Source organism: Mycobacterium sp. 852002-51613_SCH5001154 (genome assembly GCF_001667425.1).
Classification (GTDB): Bacteria; Actinomycetota; Actinomycetes; order Mycobacteriales; family Mycobacteriaceae; genus Mycobacterium.
In genome coordinates, this window is sequence record NZ_LZII01000049.1 from 64426 (window position 1) to 85963 (window position 21538).

The window sequence follows — 21538 nt, forward strand, 5'->3', positions numbered from 1 at the left end:
GTCGGCCCGCCACGTACTGGCGCCGAATCGCGGTATTCGCGAAAGCCATTGCGGGATAGCGCAATTGGTGAATACCGGTTCGCTACGCCTCGAGGTTCTGCAGCCGCACCTGGCCGCGGGCGACCACCCGGTCGTCGGCGTCGGTGATGGTGACCAGCCACAACTGTTGGCGCCGGCCGCGGTGGATCGGCTCGGCGGCGCCGTACACCATCCCCGATCCGATGGAACGCAGAAAGTCCGTGTTGTTGTTGACTCCCACGACATTCCCGCCGCCGCGGGTGGCGAGCCAGGTGTAGGCCGCGACGCTGGCCATGCTTTCGATGATCGAGCAGTAGACACCGCCGTGCACGAGGCCCATCGGCTGCAGCAGTTTGGGGGTGACCTCGAGCTGGGCGCGGGCGCCGTCGGGGCTGAGTTCGGTGAATTGCAGCCCGATCTCCTGATCGAAGGGCGCGGTGAAATCCGGCGGCAAGGTCGTTTCCGGAGGCTGAGGCACGTTCTGTGTCTACACCATCGGTCGATGTCGGCGCTCGCGGCGGGACGGGCGCCCAAGAAACGGCTGAGCCCCGTGCCGCTGGGACACGGGGCTCGCCGATCGAGGCGACCGGGGGTCACTGCAGCCCTCAGGACTCGCCGCGGTCGTCGTTCGCTCGACTCGGTTAGCATAGGCAAGGCTGTCCTAATTTCGCAAGCACCAATTCGGCCGGCCGTGGGAAGCTTTGGGTACGACCGTCGGTAGTAACCCGGAGTAGGATGTTGCTCGACGCTCAGGAGAGAACGCACTATGGCGAAACTGACCCGGCTCGGGGATCTGGAACGCGCCGTGATGGACCACCTGTGGTCCGCGCCGGAACCGCAAACGGTCCGGCAGGTCCACGACGCGTTATCCGCGCGACGCGACCTTGCCTACACGACGATCATGACCGTCCTGCAACGGCTGGCCAAGAAGAATCTGGTCTCCCAGATCCGGGACGACCGCGCGCACCGATACGCACCCGTGCACGGCCGCGACGAGCTCGTCGCCGGCCTCATGGTCGACGCGCTGGCCCAGGCCGAGGATTCCGGCGGCCGGCAGGCCGCCCTGGTCCACTTCGTCGAGCGGGTGGGCGCCGATGAAGCGGACGCCCTGCGGCGAGCGCTCGCCGAACTGGAAGCCAATCAACGCAACAACTCGCCATCCGCTGGCGCGTTGACGGAGGACTGAGGGAGACTGACAGCGTGTCCGCGCTGGCCTTCACCATCCTCGCGGTGCTGCTGGTCGGTCCGGTGCCGGCCTTGTTGGCACGCGCGAGCTGGCCGCTGCGCGCTCCCCGCGCCGCGATGGTGTTGTGGCAGGCCATCGCGCTGGCCGCGGTCCTCTCCGCATTCAGCGCCGGCATCGCGATCGCCACTCGGCTGCTCATGCCCGGTCCCGACGGCCGGCCCACCACCAGCATCGTCGGCGATGCCGGCCGGCTCGGCTGGCCGCTGTGGGCGGCATACGTCGGCGTTTTTGCGCTGACCGTGCTGGTCGGCGCCCGATTGGTGGTCGCGGTGATGCGGGTGGCCATCGCCAACCGGCGACGGCGCGCCCACCACCGCATGGTGGTCGATCTGGTCGGCGTCGGCCACGACGCCGCGCTCCCCCAGCCCTGCGCCCACACGCGCGACCTTCGCGTCCTGGATGTTGCGCAGCCGCTGGCCTACTGCCTGCCCGGCGTGCGCAGCCGGGTGGTGGTCAGCGAGGGGGCGCTGAGCACGCTCGCCGATGCGGAAGTCGCGGCGATCCTCACCCACGAGCGGGCTCATCTGCGAGCCCGGCACGACCTGGTTCTCGAGGCATTCACCGCGGTGCACGCCGCGTTCCCGCGGCTGGTGCGCAGCGCGAACGCTCTCGGCGCGGTTCAACTGCTCGTCGAGCTGCTCGCCGACGACGCCGCCGTGCGCGCGGCGGGGCGCGCTCCCCTGGCGCGGGCCCTGGTTGCCTGCGCGTCCGGGCGGGCGCCGTCGGGCGCGTTGGCCGCGGGCGGCCCCAGCACGGTAGTCCGCGTGCGCCGGCTGTGCGGCGATGGCAACAGCCTGGCGCTGTCGGCGGCCGCATACCTCGCGGCGGCGGCCGTGTTCGTGGTGCCCACCGTCGCATTGGCGGTCCCGTGGCTCACGGAATTGCGGCGCCTGTTCAACCTCTGAGGCGACGCCGGAGCCATCACCCCGGGCGGGCGCATGTCCGCTGTGCCACAGTGTGACGGAAAGCTTTTGGGCAAGGTTCTCCGACTGAGAGACGAGGCGAAGACATGGGTTCGTCGGATGCACAGACCGCGACCGCGCAAATCGGCGTCACAGGCCTGGCGGTAATGGGTTCGAACATCGCTCGCAATTTCGCGCGGCACGGTTACACGGTGGCGCTGCACAACCGGTCGGTCGCCAAGACCGACGCGCTGCTCAAAGAGCATGGTGACGAGGGCAAGTTCGTGCGGTCGGAGACCATTGCGGAGTTTCTGGACGCCTTGGAGAAGCCGCGGCGGGTGCTCATCATGGTCAAGGCCGGTGACCCCACCGACGCCGTCATCAACGAGCTCGCCGACGCCATGGAAGAAGGCGACATCATCATCGACGGCGGCAACGCCCTCTACACCGACACCATTCGCCGCGAGAAGGCGATGCGCGAACGGGGCCTGCACTTCGTCGGCGCCGGAATCTCGGGCGGGGAGGAAGGCGCGCTCAACGGCCCGTCGATCATGCCGGGCGGCCCCGCCGAGTCGTACAAGTCGCTGGGCCCGCTGCTCGAGGAGATCTCCGCGCACGTCGACGGCGTCCCGTGCTGCACCCACATCGGCCCGGACGGCGCCGGTCACTTCGTCAAGATGGTGCACAACGGCATCGAGTACTCCGACATGCAGCTGATCGGCGAGGCCTACCAGCTGCTGCGCGACGGGCTCGGCAAGACCGCCGACGAGATCGCGGATGTGTTCGACGAGTGGAACAAAGGCGACCTGGATAGCTTCCTGGTCGAAATCACCGCGCAGGTGCTGCGGCAGAAGGACGCCAAGACCGGCAAGCCGCTCGTCGACGTCATCCTCGACGAGGCCGAGCAGAAGGGCACCGGCCGCTGGACGGTGAAGTCGGCTTTGGACCTCGGCGTGCCGGTGACCGGCATCGCCGAGGCCGTATTCGCCCGCGCGCTGTCGGGTTCGGTGACGCAGCGCAAGGCCACCACCGGGCTGGCCTCGGGCGAGCTGGGAGCCAAGCCGGGAGATGCGCAGCAGTTCGTCGAGGACGTCCGTCAGGCCCTGTACGCGTCCAAGATCATCGCTTATGCGCAGGGCTTCAACCAGATTCAGGCCGGCAGCGCCGAATACGACTGGGGCGTCACCCCGGGCGATCTGGCCACCATCTGGCGCGGCGGCTGCATCATCCGGGCGAAGTTCCTCAACCGCATCAAAGACGCGTTCGACGAAGACCCCGACCTGCCCACGCTGATCGTCGCGCCCTACTTCCGCAGCGCGATCGAGGCCGCGATCGACGGCTGGCGCCGCGTCGTGGTGACCGCCACGCAGCTGGGCATCCCGATCCCGGGCTTCTCCTCGGCGCTGTCCTACTACGACGCCCTGCGCACCGAGCGGCTGCCCGCGGCGCTGACCCAGGGCTTGCGGGACTTCTTCGGCGCGCACACCTACGGCCGGATCGACGACGACCCGGACAAGCGGTTCCACACGCTCTGGAGCGGGGACCGCAGCGAAGTGCCCGCCTAGCGGGGTACTACTGGAGGACACGAGGGGGCACGGCGACGACGATGAGATTCCTGGACGGGCATGGGCCCGGCTACGACCTGACGTACAACGACGTCTTCGTCATGCCGGGCCGGTCAGAGGTCGAGTCGCGCTTCGACGTCGACCTGTCCACCAACGACGGCTCGGGCACCACCATCCCCGTGGTGGTGGCCAACATGACCGCGGTGGCCGGGCGCAGGATGGCCGAGACGGTCGCGCGCCGCGGCGGCCTGGTCATCCTGCCGCAGGATCTCCCGATCACCGCCGTGCAGCAGACGTTGGATTTCGTCAAGAGCCGTGACCTCGTTCTCGACACCCCGGTGGTCCTGGCGGCCGACGATTCGGTGTCGGATGCGACCGCGCTGATCCACAAGCGTGCGCACGGGGTCGCCGTCGTCGTCTTCGAGGGCCGCCCGATGGGCCTGGTCAGCGAATCGTGCTGCCTCGGCGTTGACCGGTTCACCAGGGTGCGTGACGTAGCGATCACCGACTTCGTCACCGCCCCGGTCGGCACCGAGCCGCGCAAGATCTTCGACCTGCTCGAGCACGCCCCGATCGGGGTTGCCGTGGTGACCAACGCGGACGGCACGCTGGCCGGCGTGCTGACCCGCACCGGGGCCGTCCGGACCGGCCTGTACGCCCCGGCGGTCGACGCGCGCGGGCGGCTGCGGATCGGCGCGGCCGTCGGCATCAACGGCGATGCGGGGGCCAGGGCGCGCTCCCTGGCCGAGGCGGGCGTCGACGTGCTCGTCATCGATACCGCGCACGGGCATCAGGTGAAGACACTCGATGCGATCCGCACGGTGTCCTCGCTCGAACTGGGCGTCCCGCTGGTGGCGGGCAACGTCGTCTCGGCGGAAGGCACCCGCGACCTGCTCGGCGCCGGGGCCGACATCGTCAAGGTCGGCGTCGGGCCGGGGGCGATGTGCACCACCCGGATGATGACCGCCGTGGGCCGCCCGCAATTCTCGGCTGTGGTCGAATGCGCTTCGACGGCAAGGCAATTGGGAGGGCATGTGTGGGCCGACGGCGGCGTCCGCCATCCGCGGGACGTGGCGCTGGCGCTGGTGGCCGGGGCGTCCAACGTGATGATCGGATCGTGGTTCGCCGGCACCTACGAATCGCCCGGGGACCTGATGCGCGATCGCGAGGACCAGCCCTACAAGGAGAGCTACGGCATGGCGTCCAAGCGGGCGGTGGTCGCCCGCAGCGCCGCCGACACCGCGTTCGAGCGCGCGCGCAAAGCGCTTTTCGAAGAAGGCATTTCGACGTCGCGGATGGGATTGGACCCCGACCGCGGCGGCGTCGAGGACTTGATCGACCACATCACCTCGGGCGTGCGCAGCACGTGCACGTACGTCGGCGCCGCCAACCTCACGGAGCTGCATGAGCGCGCCGTCGTCGGGGTGCAGTCGACCGCGGGCTTCGCCGAAGGCCATCCGCTGCCACTGGGTTGGTGACCCGTTCGGCCCGGAATGGCGAGGGCTATGCGTCGGTGTTCGGACGTTCCAGCGCGTAAAGCGACATCCGCCGGTTGCTGGCGTCGTGCTCCCCGAGGAACGTGCATCCGGCGTTCTCGCACAACCGACGCGCCGCGGTGTTGCGGTGATCGGGGTCGAACATGATGCGCCGGCAACGGGGCTCCATGGAAAACGCGCTGGCCACGATGCGCGGCAACAGCATCGGGCCCAGCCCCCGGTTCACCAGGGCCGAGTCGGCGATGGCGGCGTGCAACCCCAGGTCATAAGCCTCGGCCTCATAGTAATGTGAAATCAAATCCTTTGCGCCCCAATATAACTCGAGATACGCGCAATCCTTTCCGCGGATGCTTCCGAGCAGTGGTCGCGAATACGTCCCGTCAAGCTGTGCGCCCAGATGCCGCTCCCACCGCGACGTCGGCCAGTCGTATTCCCAGGCCGCCGCCAAGTGCGGGCGGTTCATCCACTCCGACACCATGCCGGCATCCCCGCGTCGAGCGACCCGCAGCGCGAACGGCGGCTCCAGGGCGGGTACCGGCGGCGGGCCTATGCGCGCGATCTCGTCGGCGATGTCGAAGCGCTCGCGCGGAAGTGCTTGCGCGGATGGGGTTTGGGGAGGGGCTTCGGGCGCCATAGTGCGCACAGCCTACCGAGTAAGGTTAGGCAACCCATAGTCGGGTGGCGGGTGGCGGGGTGGCGCCGACGAAACCGGTGGTCGGCCGCGCGCGGGACGGACCGGGCTACCATAAGTCAGCAAAGACGGAGGCGACCGCGTCCGCACCGGATTCAGGCAGCGAAGGGATCGACGTGCCGCAGGCACCCGTGCAGGCCATGGGATTTCGGGTGCGGCAGCCGTCGGACGAGCCGCCCGATGCGGAGCCTCCCCCGTCGGATCTCAGCAGGCAATCGGCCAACGGGCGGCTTGACCCATGAACGTCACCGTCACCGTGCTCAGCGTCGTGGCCATCGCGGTGCTCATCTTCGGCAACGCGATCTTCGTCGCCGCCGAGTTCTCGCTCACCACGCTGGACCGCAGCGCCGTGGAGGCGAACGCCCGCGGCGGCGGACGCCGTGACCGGGCGATCCGACGCGCCCACCACAAGTTGTCGTTCCAGCTATCCGGCGCTCAATTGGGCATCTCCGCCACCACATTGGCGGCCGGCTATCTGACCGATCCCATGCTGGCCGACCTGCCGCATCCGTGGTTTGACGCGATCGGGATATCCGACCGGGTGGCCGACGCGATCATGGCGTTCCTGGCGTTGGTCATCGTCACCTCGGTATCGATGGTGTTCGGCGAGCTGGTCCCGAAGTACCTGGCCGTCGCCCGACCGCTGTCCACCGCGCGGGCCGTCGTGGGCGTCCAGCTGCTGTTCTCCTTGTTTTTCACCCCGGCGATCCGGCTGACGAACGGCGCGGCGAACTGGATCGTGCGCCAGCTGGGTATCGAGCCGGCCGAGGAGCTGCGCTCGGCGCGGTCGCCGCAGGAGCTGCTGTCGCTGGTGCGTTCTTCGGCGCGCAGCGGCTCACTGGATGCGGCCACCGCATCGCTGGTGCGGCGCTCCCTGCAATTCGGCGCCCGGACCGCCGAAGAATTGATGACGCCCAGGTCGAAGATCGTGGCGCTGCAGACCGACGACACGGTCGCCGACCTGGTGGCCGCGGCAGCGGAGTCGGGGTACTCGCGCTTCCCGATCGTCGATGGCGACCTCGACGAAACCGTCGGCATCGTGCACGTCAAACAGGTGCTGGCCATCCCGGCGGCCGAGCGGGCGGGCACGCCCCTGATCACGGTGGCGCAGCCCGTTCCCGTGGTGCCGTCGACGCTGGACGGCGACGCCGTCATGGGCGAGATCCGCGCCAACAGCCTGCAGACCGCGATGGTCGTCGACGAATACGGCGGCACGGCGGGCATGGTGACGGTCGAGGACCTGATCGAAGAGATCGTCGGCGATGTCCGCGACGAACACGACGACGCCACCCCGGATGTGGTGGCGGCCGGAACCGGTTGGCGCGTCTCGGGGTTGCTGCGCATCGACGAGGTCGCCGCCGCGACCGGCTTCCGCGCGCCCGAGGGACCCTACGAGACCATCGGCGGACTGGCGTTGCGTGAATTCGGCCACATCCCGGTGGCCGGTGAAACGGTCAAGTTGCCGGCCCTGGACGCCGACGGGTTGCTGGACACGTCGCTGAGCTGGCAAGCGACCGTCATCCGGATGGAGGGGCGCCGCATCGACCTGCTCGAGTTGATCGAGCTGCGCGGCGACAGCCCGGCGGCCGGGGGCTCCCGATGAACAACACCATGGGCGTGTTCCTGGCGATGCTGCTGATCGGCGTCAACGCCTTCTTCGTCGGGGCGGAATTCTCGTTGATCTCGGCCCGGCGCGACCGCCTCGAAGCGCTCGCCGAACAGGGCAAGGCCCGCGCGGTCACGGTGATGCGCGCCGGAGAGCAGCTGCCGGCCATGCTGGCGGGGGCGCAGCTCGGAGTCACCGCCGCCTCGCTGCTGCTCGGGCGGATCGGCGAGTCGGCGGTCGCCGACCTGCTGCGCACGGCACTGGGCCTGACCACCATTCACCCGACGCTGCTGCACACGCTGTCGTTCGCGATCGCGTTGGCGATCGTGGTGACGCTGCATGTGCTGCTGGGCGAGATGGTGCCCAAGAACATCGCGCTGGCCGGTCCCGAGCGCACGGCGATGCTGCTGGTGCCGCCCTACCTGGCCTATGTGCGAGCCGCGCGGCCGTTCATCGTGTTCTACAACAAATGCGCCAGCGTGGTGGTGCGAGCACTGGGCGTGGAACCCAAGGAAGAGCTCGAAATCAGCGTCTCCCCCGTCGAATTGAGCGAGATGATCGCCGAATCGCGATCCGAAGGGCTGCTGGACCGCGAGGAGCACACCAGGCTGACCCGGGCGCTGCAAATCGGCACCCGCGTCGTTGGCGACGTGGCGGTCCCGCTCGCCGATGTCCACGCGGTGCGGGTGGCCGCGGCGGGCACCGGCCCGACGGTCGGCGCCGTCGAAGAGGCCCTGGCCCAGACCGGCTACTCACGGTTCCCGGTGGCCAACGTCAACGGCGACTTCATCGGCTACCTGCACATCAAGGACATGCTCACGCTCGGTGACGACCCACGGACGGTGATCGACCTGGCGATGGTGCGGCCGCTGCCGCGGCTGCCCAAGTCACTGCCGCTGGCCGACGCTTTGTCGCGGATGCGCCGCAGCAACAGCCATCTCGCGCTGGTGACCGGCGCGAGCGGCGACGTGGTCGCGATGGTGGCCATGGAAGACCTGGTTGAAGACCTCGTCGGCACGATGCGCGACGCATAGGGGTACAGGTCGCGAAGCGGGACCGCAGCGAGCCCGTATGATTTTCAACGGCTACCAGTCAAGAAAGTGCTGGACGGCGCAGGATCCCAGGCGCACAGGTGCGTTGCTGGAATTCGATCCCCGGGCTCGCCGCAGCGGCATGGTTAGAGCTGTCAGCGCGGCTTGACCTGGTGTGGCAGGTTTGGGCGGATACGCTCACCAGGCTGCTGCTCGGTACGCTGAAGACATTGCCACTCCGAGCCAATGGCAGCTTGGTGAGGCTTCATTATGGAGGAGAAACATGACTGATCGCGTGTCGGCGGGGAACCTGCGCGTCGCCCGAGTGCTCTACGACTTCGTGAACAACGAGGCCCTGCCCGGCACCGACATCGACCCGGACAGCTTCTGGGCCGGAGTCGACAAAGTCGTCACCGACCTCACGCCGAAGAACCGGGATCTGTTGAACCGCCGCGATGAGCTGCAGGCCCAGATCGACAAGTGGCACCGCCAACGCGTGATCGAGCCGTTCGACGTCGAGGCGTACCGCCAGTTCATTACCGAAATCGGTTACCTGCTGCCCGAACCCGAGGATTTCACGATCACGACGTCCGGCGTCGATGACGAGATCACCACGACCGCGGGACCGCAGCTGGTGGTGCCGGTGCTCAACGCCCGGTTCGCGCTGAACGCCGCGAACGCGCGCTGGGGCTCGCTCTACGACGCCCTGTACGGCACCGACGTCATCCCCGAGAGCGACGGTGCCGAAAAGGGCACCAGCTACAACAAGATTCGCGGCGACAAGGTCATCGCCTATGCGCGCAACTTCCTCGACCAGGCGGTGCCGCTGGAATCCGGGTCCTGGGCCGACGCGACGGGACTGGCCGTCGAGGACGGCCAGCTGAAGGTCGCGACCGCCGACGGATCCGTTGGCCTGGCCAGCCCGGAGAAGTTCGCCGGCTACACCGGCGAGCTCGGCTCCCCCGACTGGTCGGTGCTCCTGGTGAACCACGGTCTGCACATCGAGATCCTTGTCGACCCCGAGTCGTCGATCGGCAAGACCGACCGCGCCGGCATCAAGGACGTGATCCTGGAATCGGCCGTCACCACGATCATGGACTTCGAGGACTCGGTCGCCGCCGTCGATGCCGACGACAAGGTGCTGGGTTACCGCAACTGGCTGGGGCTGAACAAGGGCGACCTGTCCGAGGAGGTCGCCAAGGGCGGCGAGACCTTCACCCGGGTGCTGAACCAGGACCGCACCTACACCACGCCCGACGGCGAGGGCGAGCTGACGCTGCCGGGCCGCAGCCTGTTGTTCGTCCGCAACGTCGGCCACCTGATGACCAACGACGCCATCGTCGACGCCGACGGTAACGAGGTGTTCGAGGGCATCATGGACGCGCTGTTCACCGGCCTGACGGCGATCCACGGGCTCAAGACCGGGGATGCGAACGGCCCGCTGGCCAACAGCCGCACCGGTTCCATCTACATCGTCAAGCCGAAGATGCACGGGCCCGACGAGGTCGCATTCACCTGCGAGCTGTTCAGCCGCGTCGAGGACGTCCTGGGCCTGCCGCAGGCCACCCTCAAGGTCGGCATCATGGACGAGGAGCGGCGGACCACCGTCAACCTCAAGGCGTGCATCAAGGCCGCGGCCGACCGGGTGGTGTTCATCAACACCGGCTTCCTGGACCGCACCGGCGACGAGATCCACACGTCGATGGAGGCCGGTCCGATGATCCGCAAGGGTGCGATGAAGAACACCACCTGGATCAAGGCCTACGAGGACGCCAACGTCGACATCGGCCTGGCCGCCGGCTTCAAGGGCAAGGCGCAGATCGGCAAGGGCATGTGGGCGATGACCGAGCTGATGGCCGACATGGTCGAGCAGAAGATCGGCCAACCCAAGGCGGGCGCCACCACCGCGTGGGTGCCCTCGCCGACGGCCGCCACCCTGCACGCGATGCACTACCACTACGTCGATGTGGGCGCCGTGCAGGAGGAGCTGGCGGGCCAGAAGCGCACCAACATCGACGAGTTGTTGACCGTCCCGCTGGCCAAGGAACTGGCTTGGGCCCCCGAGGAGATCCGCGAGGAGGTCGACAACAACTGCCAGTCCATCCTCGGCTACGTGGTGCGCTGGGTCGCCCAGGGGGTCGGCTGCTCGAAGGTGCCCGACATTCACGACGTGGCGCTCATGGAAGACCGTGCCACGCTGCGGATTTCGAGTCAGCTGCTGGCCAACTGGCTACGCCACGGGGTGATCACCGAGGAGGACGTGCGGGCCAGCCTGGAGCGGATGGCGCCGCTGGTGGACGCGCAGAACGCCAAGGACGCGGCCTACCTGCCGATGGCGCCCAACTTCGATGACAGCATTGCGTTCCTGGCCGCCCAGGACTTGATCCTGACCGGGACGCAGCAGCCCAACGGCTACACCGAGCCGATCCTGCATCGCCGCCGGCGCGAAGTTAAGGCCCGCGCGACGCAATCAAATTGAGCTCGTGCCTTAATCGGGCTCGCGGAGCATCGGTGCCGCTGACGACTAAGATCAGCGGCGGGTTCACAACAAGTCGGATGGATCGACGGAAAGGCGACGGACACCGCTATGGGTAGGCACAGTTTGCCCGACCCTGGGGACTCCGTCGACGAGCCATACGAAAGTGGCGACACCGACGACCGTCGCCGGGACGCCGTCGGCGAGGACTACGCCGACGAGGGTGACTATCCGGTCGAGGACGACTTCGACGCCGAGGATGACCCCTACGCCGCCGAGGACGCGTTCGAGGCCGGCACCGCCGACGATTACCCGGAGTTCCCGGCGCCGCAGCCCGGGCCGCCGAGCGCGGAGCCGCCCGCCTCGTCGCCGTCACTGTTCGGCCGCGGCCACCGCGGCCTCGGCGATTGGCGGGGCGGCCATCGCAGCGAGGGCGGCCGCCGCGGAGTCAGCATCGGCGTGATCGTGGCCCTGGTCGCCGTCGTCGTGGTGGTGGGCAGTGTGATCCTGTGGAGCTTCTTCGGTGATGCGTTATCCAACCGCTCGCACCAGGCCGCCGGGCGTTGCGTGGGCGGTAAGGAGACGGTCGCCGTCGTCGCCGACCCGTCGATCGCCGACTCGGTGCAGCAGTTCGCGGAGACCTACAACTCCTCGGCCGGCCCCATCGGCGACCACTGCGTGGAGGTCAGCGTCAAACCGGCCGGCTCCGACGCGGTACTGAACGGCTTCATCGGCAAGTGGCCCGCCGAGCTGGGCGGGCAGCCGGCGTTGTGGATTCCGGGCAGCTCGGTCTCCGCCGCGCGGCTGGCCGGGGCCACGGCGCAGAAGACGATCACCGACAGCCGCTCGCTGGTGACGTCGCCCGTGGTGCTCGCCGTCCGCCCGGAACTCCAGCGGGCGCTCGGCAACCAGAACTGGGGGGCGCTCCCGGGGCTGCAGACCAACCCGAACGGCTTGGCCGGCGTGAACCTGCCGGCCTGGGGGGCGCTGCGGCTGGCCCTGCCGATGACTGGCAATGGTGACGCGGCGTTCCTGGCCGGGGAAGCGGTGGCGGCCGCATCGGCACCTCCCGGCGCCCCGGCAACCCAGGGCACCGGCGCGGTGCGCGCCTTGCTGAGCGCGCAACCGAAGGTGGCGAACAACTCGCTGACCGAGGCGATGGACGCGCTGTTCGGACCCCCTGACGCGGCGACCGCCCCGGTGCATGCGGTGATCACGACCGAGCAGCAGCTGTTCCAACGCGGCCAATCGTTGCCCGACGCGAAGGGCACGTTGGCGTCCTGGCTACCGTCCGGGCCGGCGCCGGTCGCCGACTACCCCACGGTGCTGCTCAGCGGCTCGTGGCTGACGCGGGACCAGACGTCGGCGGCCAGCGAGTTCGCCCGCTTCATGCACAAGCCCGACCAACTCGCCAAGCTGGCAAAGGCCGGCTTCCGGGTCAACGGCGTCAAGCCGCCGAGCAGCCCGGTCACCACATTCCCGGCGCTACCGGCGACGGTGTCGGTGGGTGACGACGCGATGCGCGCGACGCTGGCCGAGGCGATGGCCAGCCCGTCGAGCGGGCTGGCCGCGACCATCATGCTCGACCAGTCGATGCCCGGCCAGGAGGGCGGGAAGTCGCGCCTGGCGAACGTCATCGCCGCACTGCAGGACAAGATCAGGGCGCTGCCACCCACCTCGGTGGTGGGGCTGTGGACGTTCGACGGCCACGAGGGACGTTCGGAGGTGGCCGGCGGGCCCCTGGGCGACCCCGTGAACGGCCAGCCGCGTTCGGCGGCGCTGACCGCAGCGTTGGACAAGCAGTACTCGTCGCCGGGCGGCGCCGTGTCGTTCACCACGCTGCGCATGATCTACCAAGAGCTGCAGGCCAATTACCACCCGGGCCAGACCAACTCGATATTGGTCATCACGGCGGGTCCCCACACCGACCAGAGCCTGGACGGCCCCGGGTTGCAGGATTTCATCCGCAAGAGTGCGGACCCGGCCAAGCCCATCGCGGTGAACGTCATCGACTTCGGCGGCGACCCGGACCGCGCGACGTGGGAAGCGGTCGCCCAGCTCAGCGGTGGTGGCTACCAGAACCTCGCCACATCGGCGTCCCCGGACCTCGCCGCGGCCATGAACGCCTTCTTGAGCTGAGCGGGCCTGCGAGCGGGTGCCTGTCACACTCCGGGCCTAGCATCATGAGCGCTACCGAAGGAGCGCCATGAGCATCGACTTCACCCCGGATCCCCAGCTCTACCCGTTCGAGTCGCGCTGGTTCGACAGCTCGCAGGGGCGCATGCATTACATCGACGAAGGCCCCGCCGGTTTCGAAGGGCCGCCGATCCTGCTGTGCCACGGCAACCCGACCTGGAGCTTCCTCTATCGCAACATCGTCATCGCGCTGCGCGACAGATTCCGCTGCATCGCACCGGATTACCTCGGGTTCGGGCTGTCGGACCGGCCCGCGGCGTTCGGATACACCATCGAGGAGCACGCCCGGGTGGTCGGCGAGTTGGTCGACCACCTCGGCCTCGAGAGCTTCCTGACGATGGGCCAGGACTGGGGTGGGCCCATCAGCATGGCGGTCGCGGTGGAGCGCGCCGAGCGGGTGCGCGGCGTCATCCTGGGCAACACCTGGTTCTGGCCGACCGACGAATTCACGACGAAGATGTTCAGCCGGGTGATGTCGAGTCCGCCGCTGCAATACGCGATCCTGCACCGCAATTTCTTCGTCGAGCGTCTGATCCCCGCCGGAACCGAGCACCGGCCGAGTGATGCGGTGATGCAGCACTACCGGGCGGTGCAACCCGGCCCCGAGGCCCGCAAAGGCGTCGCCGAGATGCCCAAGCAGATCCTGGCCGCCGGACCCCTGCTGGCGCGGCTCGCCCGGGAAGTGCCGGCCAAGCTGGGCGCCAAACCCGCCCTGTTCGTTTGGGGCATGAAGGATTTCGCGTTCCGGCCCGGCCCCACCCTGCCGCGCATGCGCGCGACCTTTCCCGACCACGTCGTCGTCGAACTGCCCAATGCCAAGCACTTCATCCAGGAGGATGCACCGGATCAGATCGCCGCGGCGATCATCGACCGCTTCGGCTGACCAACCCTGCGCGACTTAGGCGAACGCCTCCACCGGCGGGCACGAGCAAACGAGGTGGCGGTCGCCGTAGGCGCCGTCGATGCGCCGTACCGGCGGCCACACCTTCGGCCGGAAGTTCTTCCCGAGCGGATAGGCGGCCTCTTCCCGCGTGTACGGGTGCTGCCAGTCGGCGATCAACAGGCATTCGGCGGTGTGCGGCGCGCCGCGCAGCGGATTGTCGTCAACGGGCCACTCCCCCGCACCCACCCGGTCGATCTCCCCGCGGATGGCGATCATGGCTTCGCAGAAGGCGTCGACCTCGGTCAGGCTCTCGCTCTCGGTGGGCTCCACCATGAGCGTGCCGGCCACCGGGAAGCTCATCGTCGGCGCGTGAAAGCCGTAGTCGGCCAAGCGCTTTGCGACATCGTCGACGGTGACCCCGGTCGACTTGGTGATCGGGCGCAGATCCAGGATGCACTCGTGGGCGACCATGCCGTTCTCGCCGGTGTAGAGCACCGGGAAGTACTCGTCGAGCCGGCGGGCGATGTAGTTGGCCGACGCGATCGCGGTCAGCGACGCCGCCCGCAGGCCGTCGGCGCCCATCATCCTGATGTAGGCCCAGCTGATCGGCAGGATCGAGGCGGACCCGTAAGGCGCCGACGACACCGGATGACCTTCGGGCAACTCGGGCGCATGCGGGTGCCCGGGCAGGAACGGGGCCAGGTGCGCGCGCACCGCCACGGGACCGACCCCCGGTCCCCCGCCCCCGTGCGGGATGCAGAACGTCTTGTGCAGGTTCAAGTGGCTGACGTCGCCGCCGAACTTCCCCGGCCGAGCCAGGCCGACGAGCGCGTTGAGGTTGGCGCCATCGACATACACCTGGCCGCCGGCGTCGTGGACGGCCGCGCAGATCTCGGCGATGTCGTGTTCGTAGACACCGTGGGTGGACGGATAGGTGATCATCAGCGTCGACAACGCGTCGCCGTGCTCGGCGACCTTGGCGCGCAGGTCGTCGAGATCGACGTCCCCGTTGTCGTGGCAGGCCACCACCACCACCCGCATGCCGGCCAACGCCGCCGACGCCGCGTTGGTGCCGTGCGCGCTGGACGGGATCAGGCAGATGTTGCGGTGGGGTTCGCCCCGGCTGGCGTGGTAGTCGTGGATGGCCAGCAGCCCGGCGTACTCGCCCTGCGAACCGGCGTTGGGCTGCAGCGAGACGGCGTCGTAACCGGTGATCTGCACCAGCCAGCTCTCCAGGTCGCTGATCAGCCGGCGCAGGCCGGGGGTGTCCGACGGCGGGGCGAACGGATGCTGACGCGCGAATTCCGGCCAGGTGATCGGTTCCATCTCCGCGGCGGCGTTGAGCTTCATCGTGCACGAGCCGAGCGGAATCATGCTGCGGTCCAAGGCGATATCTTTATCCGCCAGCGTGCGCAGGTAGCGCATCATCGCGGTTTCGGTGCGGTACTGCGTGAACGCCGGATGGGTGAGGAACTCCGAGGTGCGGGTCGCGATGTCGACGGCGACGGGCTCGGCCGCCGACCCGGCGAAGGCTTGCAGAACCGCCGCCACGTGCGCGTCCGTGGTGGCCTCGTCGCAGGCGACCGACACGTGGTCGTCGTCGACGCGCCACACGTTGACGCCGTTCGCCTTGGCCGCGGCCACCACCTCGTCGGCGCGCCCCGGCACCCGCGCCAGCACGGTGTCGAAGAACGCGTCGTGCACCAAGGCTGTGTTGGCCGCCGAGCCCAGGGCGGCGGCAATGGCCTCGGCGTGGGCGTGCACGCGGCGGGCGATCTGCACCAGACCGTCGGCCCCGTGGTAGCTGGCGTACATCGCGGCCATCACCGCTAGCAGCACCTGCGCCGTGCAGATGTTGCTGGTCGCCTTGTCCCGGCGGATGTGCTGCTCGCGCGTCTGCAGCGCCAGCCGGTAGGCCGGCGACCCGTCGGCGTCCAGCGACACACCGACCAGCCGGCCCGGCAGCTGGCGGGCGTGCTTGGAATGCACCGACAGGTATCCGGCGTGCGGGCCGCCGAATCCCATTGGCACACCGAATCGTTGGGTCGTTCCGAACGCAACGTCGGCACCGATGTCGCCGGGTGGGGTGATCAGCGTGCACGCCAGCAGGTCGGCCCCGACGGCAACCAGCGCGCCACGTTCGTGGGCCTGCTCCACCAGGGCCGCCCAGTCGGTGACGCGGCCGCTGGCGCCGGGCAGCTGGGTGATGACGCCGAAGAAGTCGCCCTCGGGCAGACCCTCGCGTAGATCGGCGGTGACGATCTCGATGCCCAACGGCTGGGCGCGCGTCACCAACACGGCCGCGGTCTGAGCGAACAGGTCGGCGTCGACGACCAGCCGGTTCGACGTGCCGCGGGTCGCGCGGTGCATCAGCGTCATGGCCTCGCCAGCCGCGGTGCCCTCATCGAGCATCGAGGCGTTGGCGACTTCCAGTCCGGTCAGGTCGGCAACCATCGTCTGGAAATTCAGCAGCGCCTCCAGCCTGCCCTGGCTGATCTCGGGCTGATACGGCGTGTAGGCGGTGTACCAGGCCGGGTTCTCCAGCACGTTGCGCAGCAGCACCGGCGGGGTGAGCGTGTCGTAATAGCCCTGCCCGATCATGGACACGGCCACGGTGTTGGCCTCGGCGAGCGCCCGCAGCTCGGCCAGGGCCTCGGCCTCGGTGACGGCCGGCGGCAATTCATCCAGCCCCGGTGCCGCACCGCTGCCGGTGAGCTTGTCGAGGATGCCCGCCGGGACGGCCTTGGCGGCCAGCTCGTCGAGCGAGTCGACTCCGATGACGGCCAGCATGGCCGCGACGGCCTGGGCGTCCGGACCGATGTGGCGGGCGGCGAAGGTTGTTTGCTCGGGCACTGGCGAAACTCCTGGTGGCAGAGACGAAGCGTGCAAGGGAGAGGACTAGCGGTCCTCTCCCTCTGTCTTCACCCGTGCGCCGGGCGCCTGAGAGATTCGGCGCCCGCTGATGTCTGAGCGCCTTTCCCCATCGGCGGGTGTCGACCGCTAGGGTCGGCACCGCTTTCCAGAGGCATCGTTAACTCGGGCGGTCCGGGTGCCTGAGAGGTTAGCGGAGAGGTGTTGCTCCTTCGGCGTCCGTGGCTGGCCGTCACGGAACTCTCCCGCACGAGTGCGATGCGGAGCCCAGTTTACCCGGTCGAGCGAGTGCGCTTAACCGATCTTGCGGTCACGGGTCTTGCGCCGGGACGCCAGCTCGTCTTCCGGGGTGGCGATCGATTCGCCGCCGTCGGCGCGCTCGCCGGGGAAGTCGGCGATCACGCCGGTCAACTCGCGCATTGCGCCCGACACGGCGATACCGAACACGCCCTGCCCGCCCTGCAGTAGGTCGACAACCTCTTCGGCGGAGGTGCATTCGTAAACCGTGGTGCCGTCGGAGAACAAGGTGATGTTGGCCAGATCCTGCACGCCGCGCTGGCGCAGGTGATCGACGGCGACCCGGATGTTGTGCAGCGAGATCCCGGTGTCGAGCAGCCGCTTGACGATCTTGAGAACCAGGATGTCCTTGAACGAGTAGAGCCGTTGGCTGCCCGAGCCCGCCGCGCTTCGGATCGACGGCACCACCAACGACGTGCGCGCCCAGTAGTCCAGCTGGCGGTAGGTGATTCCGGCGATCTGGCAGGCGCTGGGACCGCGATACCCGACCAGCTCGTCCGGTACGGAGTCGTCGGGAAACAGTCCGGGCTGCACGGGCACTTCCGGTGCGGCGGTCGGATGGTCAGCTAGGTCCAGCTGTTCTTGGCGTGGCTGCTCGCTCACGGTGCTTCCTCTCGCCGATCGCGCTTTCGTTTCCAGCTGCGTCACTGGCTGCGTCGCAGCCACGTTTGCTCAGGCCCGAGTGCTAGAGAGCTTACGCTGTTCGATAGCTACCGCGCCCTTAAGTCGTCATCAAAGTATGGCTGCCGTCGGGCCAAGTGAGGGCGCTATCCGCCAGGCGTGTCGACATCCCGAGATCCACCCGTGATGTCGGTGTCCAGGGTAGTACCCGACTGCCGCGCCGCGCCAAGCCGCTCGGACGCTCCCGAAACCCGGCTAAGTGGCCTTGAAGTCGTCCGGAGACACGCTGTCGAGAAACTCCTTGAACTTCTCCACCTCGTCCTCGCGGACGGCGGTGCCCCCCTCTTCGTCGGTCTCGTCGGGGATGAGCAGGCCGGCCTGGGCCAGCACGGCCTCCTCGACGTAGATCGGAACACCGACGCGCAGCGCTATTGCCACCGAATCCGACGGCCGGGCCGACACGGTGATGTTGCGGTCGAAGACCAGATCGGCGTAGAAGGTGCCCTCTTGCAGATCGACGATCCGCACCTCTTTCAGCGAATGACCAAGCGCGGCAATGACATCCCTGATCAGATCGTGTGTCAGGGGGCGGGGCGGCTCGACACCTTGCTGCTCGAGCGCGATGGCGGCAGCCTCCGATTGACCGATCCAGATCGGCAGGTATCGGTCGCCGTCGGTCTCGCGCAGTAACAGGACCGGCTGGTTCTGCGGCTGCTCAACGCGAATGCCGACAACACGAACTTCACCCATTTGTGTCTGCCCTCCGCATATGCTGCCGTGTCGGTTCTTGGCGCAACGACGACGCCGGATCGTCGCTATGCCGCTGAAAACCAAGCTATCGACGAAGTCTAGTCCTCAGCGATGCAGTACGTCGCGAACGGCGGATTTGATCAGCGACGTGTGCAAGGTGATGGCGAGGGCCGCCACCTCACGCGCCAGGTCGTCGGCGCGATCGCGGGCGCCGGCCTTGTCGGCTTTGACTAGCGGCCCGGCGATTTGGGCGATCAGGTCGGATTGCCGGTCCGCTGCCGAGCGGAAAGCACGCAGATGCCGCGGCTCCACACCGTATTCCGACAACGCTCGCGCGCATTGCAGAATGACCACGGCGTGTTCATCGAAGAAGCCGCCCGGGCCGGTGGTGATCACGCCCGCCTTGAGCAGTGCCGTCAACAGGTCGTCGCCCACCCCGGAGCGCTCCAGCAGATCTTCACGACTCAGCCGGATGCTCGACGGCGCCACCGCCGCCGCGTCGGAACCGGCCCCGGAGCCCGGCTCGGCACCGGCCTCCCCGACTCCGGCCACCGACACCAGACGTGGCCCGGCGTAGGGCGAGCCGAAGGGCGGCAGTTCGCCGTCGGGCTGCGCGTCCAGTTGCGACCGGATGACCTTGAGCGGTAGGTAGTGGTCGCGCTGCGCGGTCAGGATGAACCTCAACCGGGCGCAGTCGTATGCGGTAAATCTCCGATAACCCGACGCGGCGCGCTGGGGCGTCACCAGTCCTTCGGCCTCCAGGAAGCGAATCTTGGAGATCGTGACATCGGGAAAGTCCGGCCTCAACAGTTCCAGGACCGCCCCAATCGACATCCCGGCCAGTGCCGGGCTATCGGGTGCGCTCACTAGCCTCCGGATCCTCCGTCCTCACCCTGCTTGGGCCCGGTCAAAAACACCAAGCGGAACTTGCCGATCTGTACCTCGTCGCCGTTGGCGAGCACCGCCGAGTCGACGGGCTCCCGGTTGACGTACGTGCCATTCAGGCTACCGACATCGACCACGCTGAATTCGTTGTTTTCCAACCTGAATTCGGCGTGGCGGCGACTGACGGTGACGTCGTCCAGAAAGATGTCGCTGTCGGGATGCCGGCCGGCGGAGGTGATGGGCTGGTCGAGCAGGAAGCGCGACCCCGCGTTAGGCCCCCGTTTGACGACCAGCAGCGCGGAGCCTGCCGGGAGGCCTTCCACCCCGGAGACCGCGCTCTCGGTGCCCGCCTGCGCGGGAGCGTCCAGTTCATTGAGGAAGTCGGCACGAAAGACGGAAGTCGTCTCCACCGTGACTTCGTCAGAGGTCTGGTCTTGGGGACTTCCGGAGTCCATATCCGTCACGCGCTGCTCCTCACTGGCCGCTGTGGCGTTGTCTGACCGGGCCGCTCGGCCGGCTGCTCACTGGGTTTTCTCGCCCGGTACTGCCGATTACAAGACTCGTGCGTTCAAGTGTCGATGTGTCGACGGTACCGCGCATAGGCCTGCAATGTGCCCCCCACCCGACGATCGGAAGACCGATTGCCCGCCTTCCCCCCGCCGGCCCGCCGCACCGCTCGCGTCGCCGCGCGGGGCTGGCAGGCACATTAGCAATCGTCATTCGGTCAGTGTTCCGCGGTAGGCCTCGGCGTCAAGCAGCGACGAAATGGCCGACTCCAGCGCGGCGACGTCCGGCACCTGCACGTCCAGCAGCCACCCGCCCCCGTAGGGCTCGGAGTTGACCAGCTGCGGGCTGCCTTCCAGATCGGCGTTGACCGCGGACACCGTGCCCGACACCGGGGCGTACAGATCCGAGACCGATTTCGTCGACTCGACCTCGCCGAACGATTCACCCGCGGTCAGTTCGGTGCCCACCTCGGGCAGCTGAACAAAGACGACATCGCCCAGGGCCGACTGCGCAAAGTCGGTGATACCGACGCGCACGGTGTCCTCACCGCTGCGGCGAACCCACTCGTGTTCGGCGGTGTAGTGCAGATCGGGCGGGATATCGCTCACAAGTCGTCCTGTTCGGTTGGGAGAATTGCTCACTTGACGGGCTGAGCGTATTGGTGCGGTTTTGGTTGTCGCAAGGTGGTCACGTCCACCCGGTCGGCCTGCCGGACGGACATCCGCGCACCGACGCGCTTGATGCTGTCCTCGGCGCCGCCCGGAATGTTCATCGCCGCGGCCAGGGTGGGCGGATCGCCAATCGCCAGAATCGAATACGGGGGCGACAGCGTCTTGGCGTCGACCGTCAGCGAGCCAGGCATACCCACTACCCAGGTATCGACACCGACTCGGACGGATTGGTGCGCGTCGTTGATTTCGATCGCCTCGGCACCGGCGGCACGCAGTTCGTTGATCACGTCGAGTATCACCTCCGGCGAAACCCCCGGCCCGGGGTCGTCGATCGTGACGGTGACGCCCGGCCCGGTGGCGCCGACCGCGCCGGCCAAGATGGACAGCGCGGCCAGCTTGGCCTGCGCGGCCTGGATGGCGGCCTGGTCGTTATTACCGGACGCCTGCAGCGAATTCAGCGTGTTCTGCAGTTCATTCACTTCGGCGTTGAGGGTGGCCTCGCGCTGACGTAGCGAGTCCAACAAGACCAACAAGTCCGCGGGGCGCGCCGTTTCCAGCGAATCGCCCGATTCGTTCTGGCGGACCTGCGTGACGATGGCGACGCCCAACAGCAGACACAACAGGGCCGCCAACATCCCGAAAGCCAGCCGGGAACGACCGCCGCGGACCAGCGCGGACAGTCCCGTGCGGCGCACCGGCCCGATCTCCGGGCGGGGGCGTTTCGCGGGAAGTTCGTGGCGGCCGTGCTGCGTAGGGCTTGCTGCGTCACCACTTTCGGCGGCGCCGTCCGCCGGGTCCTGGCTCACGCTGGCCTCCTCCCGGTCAT

At 68.3% G+C, this 21538-nt stretch carries 18 protein-coding genes and 1 riboswitch; of the genes, 9 read left to right on the forward strand and 9 right to left on the reverse strand.

Going from position 1 to position 21538, the window contains the following annotated elements; genetic code table 11:
- Window positions 1–82 precede the first annotated feature (82 nt).
- Window positions 83–496 carry a PaaI family thioesterase gene (locus tag A5750_RS12800; protein WP_066954173.1) on the reverse strand — a complete coding sequence of 138 codons (414 nt, stop codon included), beginning with the start codon at window positions 494–496 and terminating at the stop codon, window positions 83–85.
- A gap of 288 nt (window positions 497–784) precedes the next feature.
- Here A5750_RS12800 and A5750_RS12805 point away from each other — a divergent pair, with 288 nt between their 5' ends.
- The 4 genes from A5750_RS12805 (at window position 785) to A5750_RS12820 (ending at window position 5209) form a co-directional block, all read left to right on the forward strand.
- A complete protein-coding gene (locus tag A5750_RS12805) occupies window positions 785–1204 on the forward strand; it encodes a BlaI/MecI/CopY family transcriptional regulator (RefSeq protein ID WP_066954170.1) in 420 nt (139 codons plus the stop codon).
- 14 nt (window positions 1205–1218) lie between these two features.
- Complete coding sequence (locus A5750_RS12810) at window positions 1219–2169, forward strand: M56 family metallopeptidase (protein ID WP_066954168.1); 951 nt, start codon at window positions 1219–1221, stop codon at window positions 2167–2169.
- Window positions 2170–2273: 104 nt separating this feature from the next.
- Entirely contained in the window at window positions 2274–3731 is a 1458-nt protein-coding gene (gene gndA, locus A5750_RS12815) for an NADP-dependent phosphogluconate dehydrogenase (RefSeq protein ID WP_067263269.1), read from the forward strand.
- 41 nt (window positions 3732–3772) lie between these two features.
- The gene (locus tag A5750_RS12820; RefSeq protein ID WP_066954162.1) at window positions 3773–5209 is read left to right on the forward strand and encodes a GuaB1 family IMP dehydrogenase-related protein; all 1437 of its coding nucleotides are present in this window, start codon (window positions 3773–3775) and stop codon (window positions 5207–5209) included.
- A gap of 25 nt (window positions 5210–5234) precedes the next feature.
- Here the strand turns inward: A5750_RS12820 and A5750_RS12825 are convergent, their stop codons facing one another.
- Window positions 5235–5861, reverse strand: a complete 627-nt coding sequence (locus A5750_RS12825; protein ID WP_067263272.1) for a GNAT family N-acetyltransferase — start codon at window positions 5859–5861, stop codon at window positions 5235–5237.
- Between the two features lie 295 nt (window positions 5862–6156).
- Here A5750_RS12825 and A5750_RS12830 point away from each other — a divergent pair, with 295 nt between their 5' ends.
- The 5 genes from A5750_RS12830 (at window position 6157) to A5750_RS12850 (ending at window position 14110) form a co-directional block, all read left to right on the forward strand.
- Window positions 6157–7521 carry a hemolysin family protein gene (locus A5750_RS12830; RefSeq protein WP_066954156.1) on the forward strand — a complete coding sequence of 455 codons (1365 nt, stop codon included), beginning with the start codon at window positions 6157–6159 and terminating at the stop codon, window positions 7519–7521.
- The gene (locus A5750_RS12835; RefSeq protein ID WP_066954153.1) at window positions 7518–8558 is read left to right on the forward strand and encodes a hemolysin family protein; all 1041 of its coding nucleotides are present in this window, start codon (window positions 7518–7520) and stop codon (window positions 8556–8558) included. Before A5750_RS12830 ends, A5750_RS12835 begins: the two co-directional genes overlap by 4 nt.
- Window positions 8559–8838: 280 nt before the next feature.
- A complete protein-coding gene (locus A5750_RS12840) occupies window positions 8839–11034 on the forward strand; it encodes a malate synthase G (protein ID WP_066954150.1) in 2196 nt (731 codons plus the stop codon).
- A gap of 108 nt (window positions 11035–11142) precedes the next feature.
- Window positions 11143–13170 (forward strand): substrate-binding domain-containing protein, encoded by a 2028-nt coding sequence (locus A5750_RS12845; protein WP_067263276.1) that lies wholly within the window; start codon window positions 11143–11145, stop codon window positions 13168–13170.
- Window positions 13171–13237: 67 nt separating this feature from the next.
- Entirely contained in the window at window positions 13238–14110 is an 873-nt protein-coding gene (locus A5750_RS12850) for a haloalkane dehalogenase (RefSeq protein WP_067263279.1), read from the forward strand.
- A 15-nt stretch (window positions 14111–14125) separates the two neighbouring features.
- On the opposite strand, the gene gcvP is transcribed toward A5750_RS12850, so the two are convergent.
- From gcvP to A5750_RS12885, 7 genes are all read right to left on the reverse strand, one after another.
- Entirely contained in the window at window positions 14126–16963 is a 2838-nt protein-coding gene (gene gcvP / locus A5750_RS12855) for an aminomethyl-transferring glycine dehydrogenase (protein WP_066954141.1), read from the reverse strand.
- Between the two features lie 178 nt (window positions 16964–17141).
- Window positions 17142–17239: riboswitch (glycine riboswitch) on the reverse strand.
- A gap of 36 nt (window positions 17240–17275) precedes the next feature.
- On the reverse strand, window positions 17276–17881 hold the full coding sequence (locus A5750_RS12860) for a MerR family transcriptional regulator (RefSeq protein WP_067263282.1): 606 nt from the start codon (window positions 17879–17881) through the stop codon (window positions 17276–17278).
- Between the two features lie 273 nt (window positions 17882–18154).
- Window positions 18155–18649: a bifunctional nuclease family protein gene (locus tag A5750_RS12865; protein WP_046184273.1), complete on the reverse strand. Its 495-nt coding sequence runs from the start codon at window positions 18647–18649 to the stop codon at window positions 18155–18157.
- A gap of 105 nt (window positions 18650–18754) precedes the next feature.
- Window positions 18755–19516, reverse strand: coding sequence for a MerR family transcriptional regulator (locus A5750_RS12870; RefSeq protein ID WP_067263285.1), 762 nt, complete (start codon window positions 19514–19516; stop codon window positions 18755–18757).
- Window positions 19516–19989, reverse strand: coding sequence for a glycogen accumulation regulator GarA (garA, locus tag A5750_RS12875; RefSeq protein ID WP_369817373.1), 474 nt, complete (start codon window positions 19987–19989; stop codon window positions 19516–19518). The genes A5750_RS12870 and garA overlap by 1 nt, the downstream gene beginning before the upstream one ends.
- Before the next feature lie 261 nt (window positions 19990–20250).
- Window positions 20251–20649 (reverse strand): glycine cleavage system protein GcvH, encoded by a 399-nt coding sequence (gene gcvH / locus A5750_RS12880; protein WP_067263289.1) that lies wholly within the window; start codon window positions 20647–20649, stop codon window positions 20251–20253.
- 29 nt (window positions 20650–20678) lie between these two features.
- Complete coding sequence (locus A5750_RS12885; protein WP_066954685.1) at window positions 20679–21518, reverse strand: DUF881 domain-containing protein; 840 nt, start codon at window positions 21516–21518, stop codon at window positions 20679–20681.
- Window positions 21519–21538: the final 20 nt, after the last annotated feature.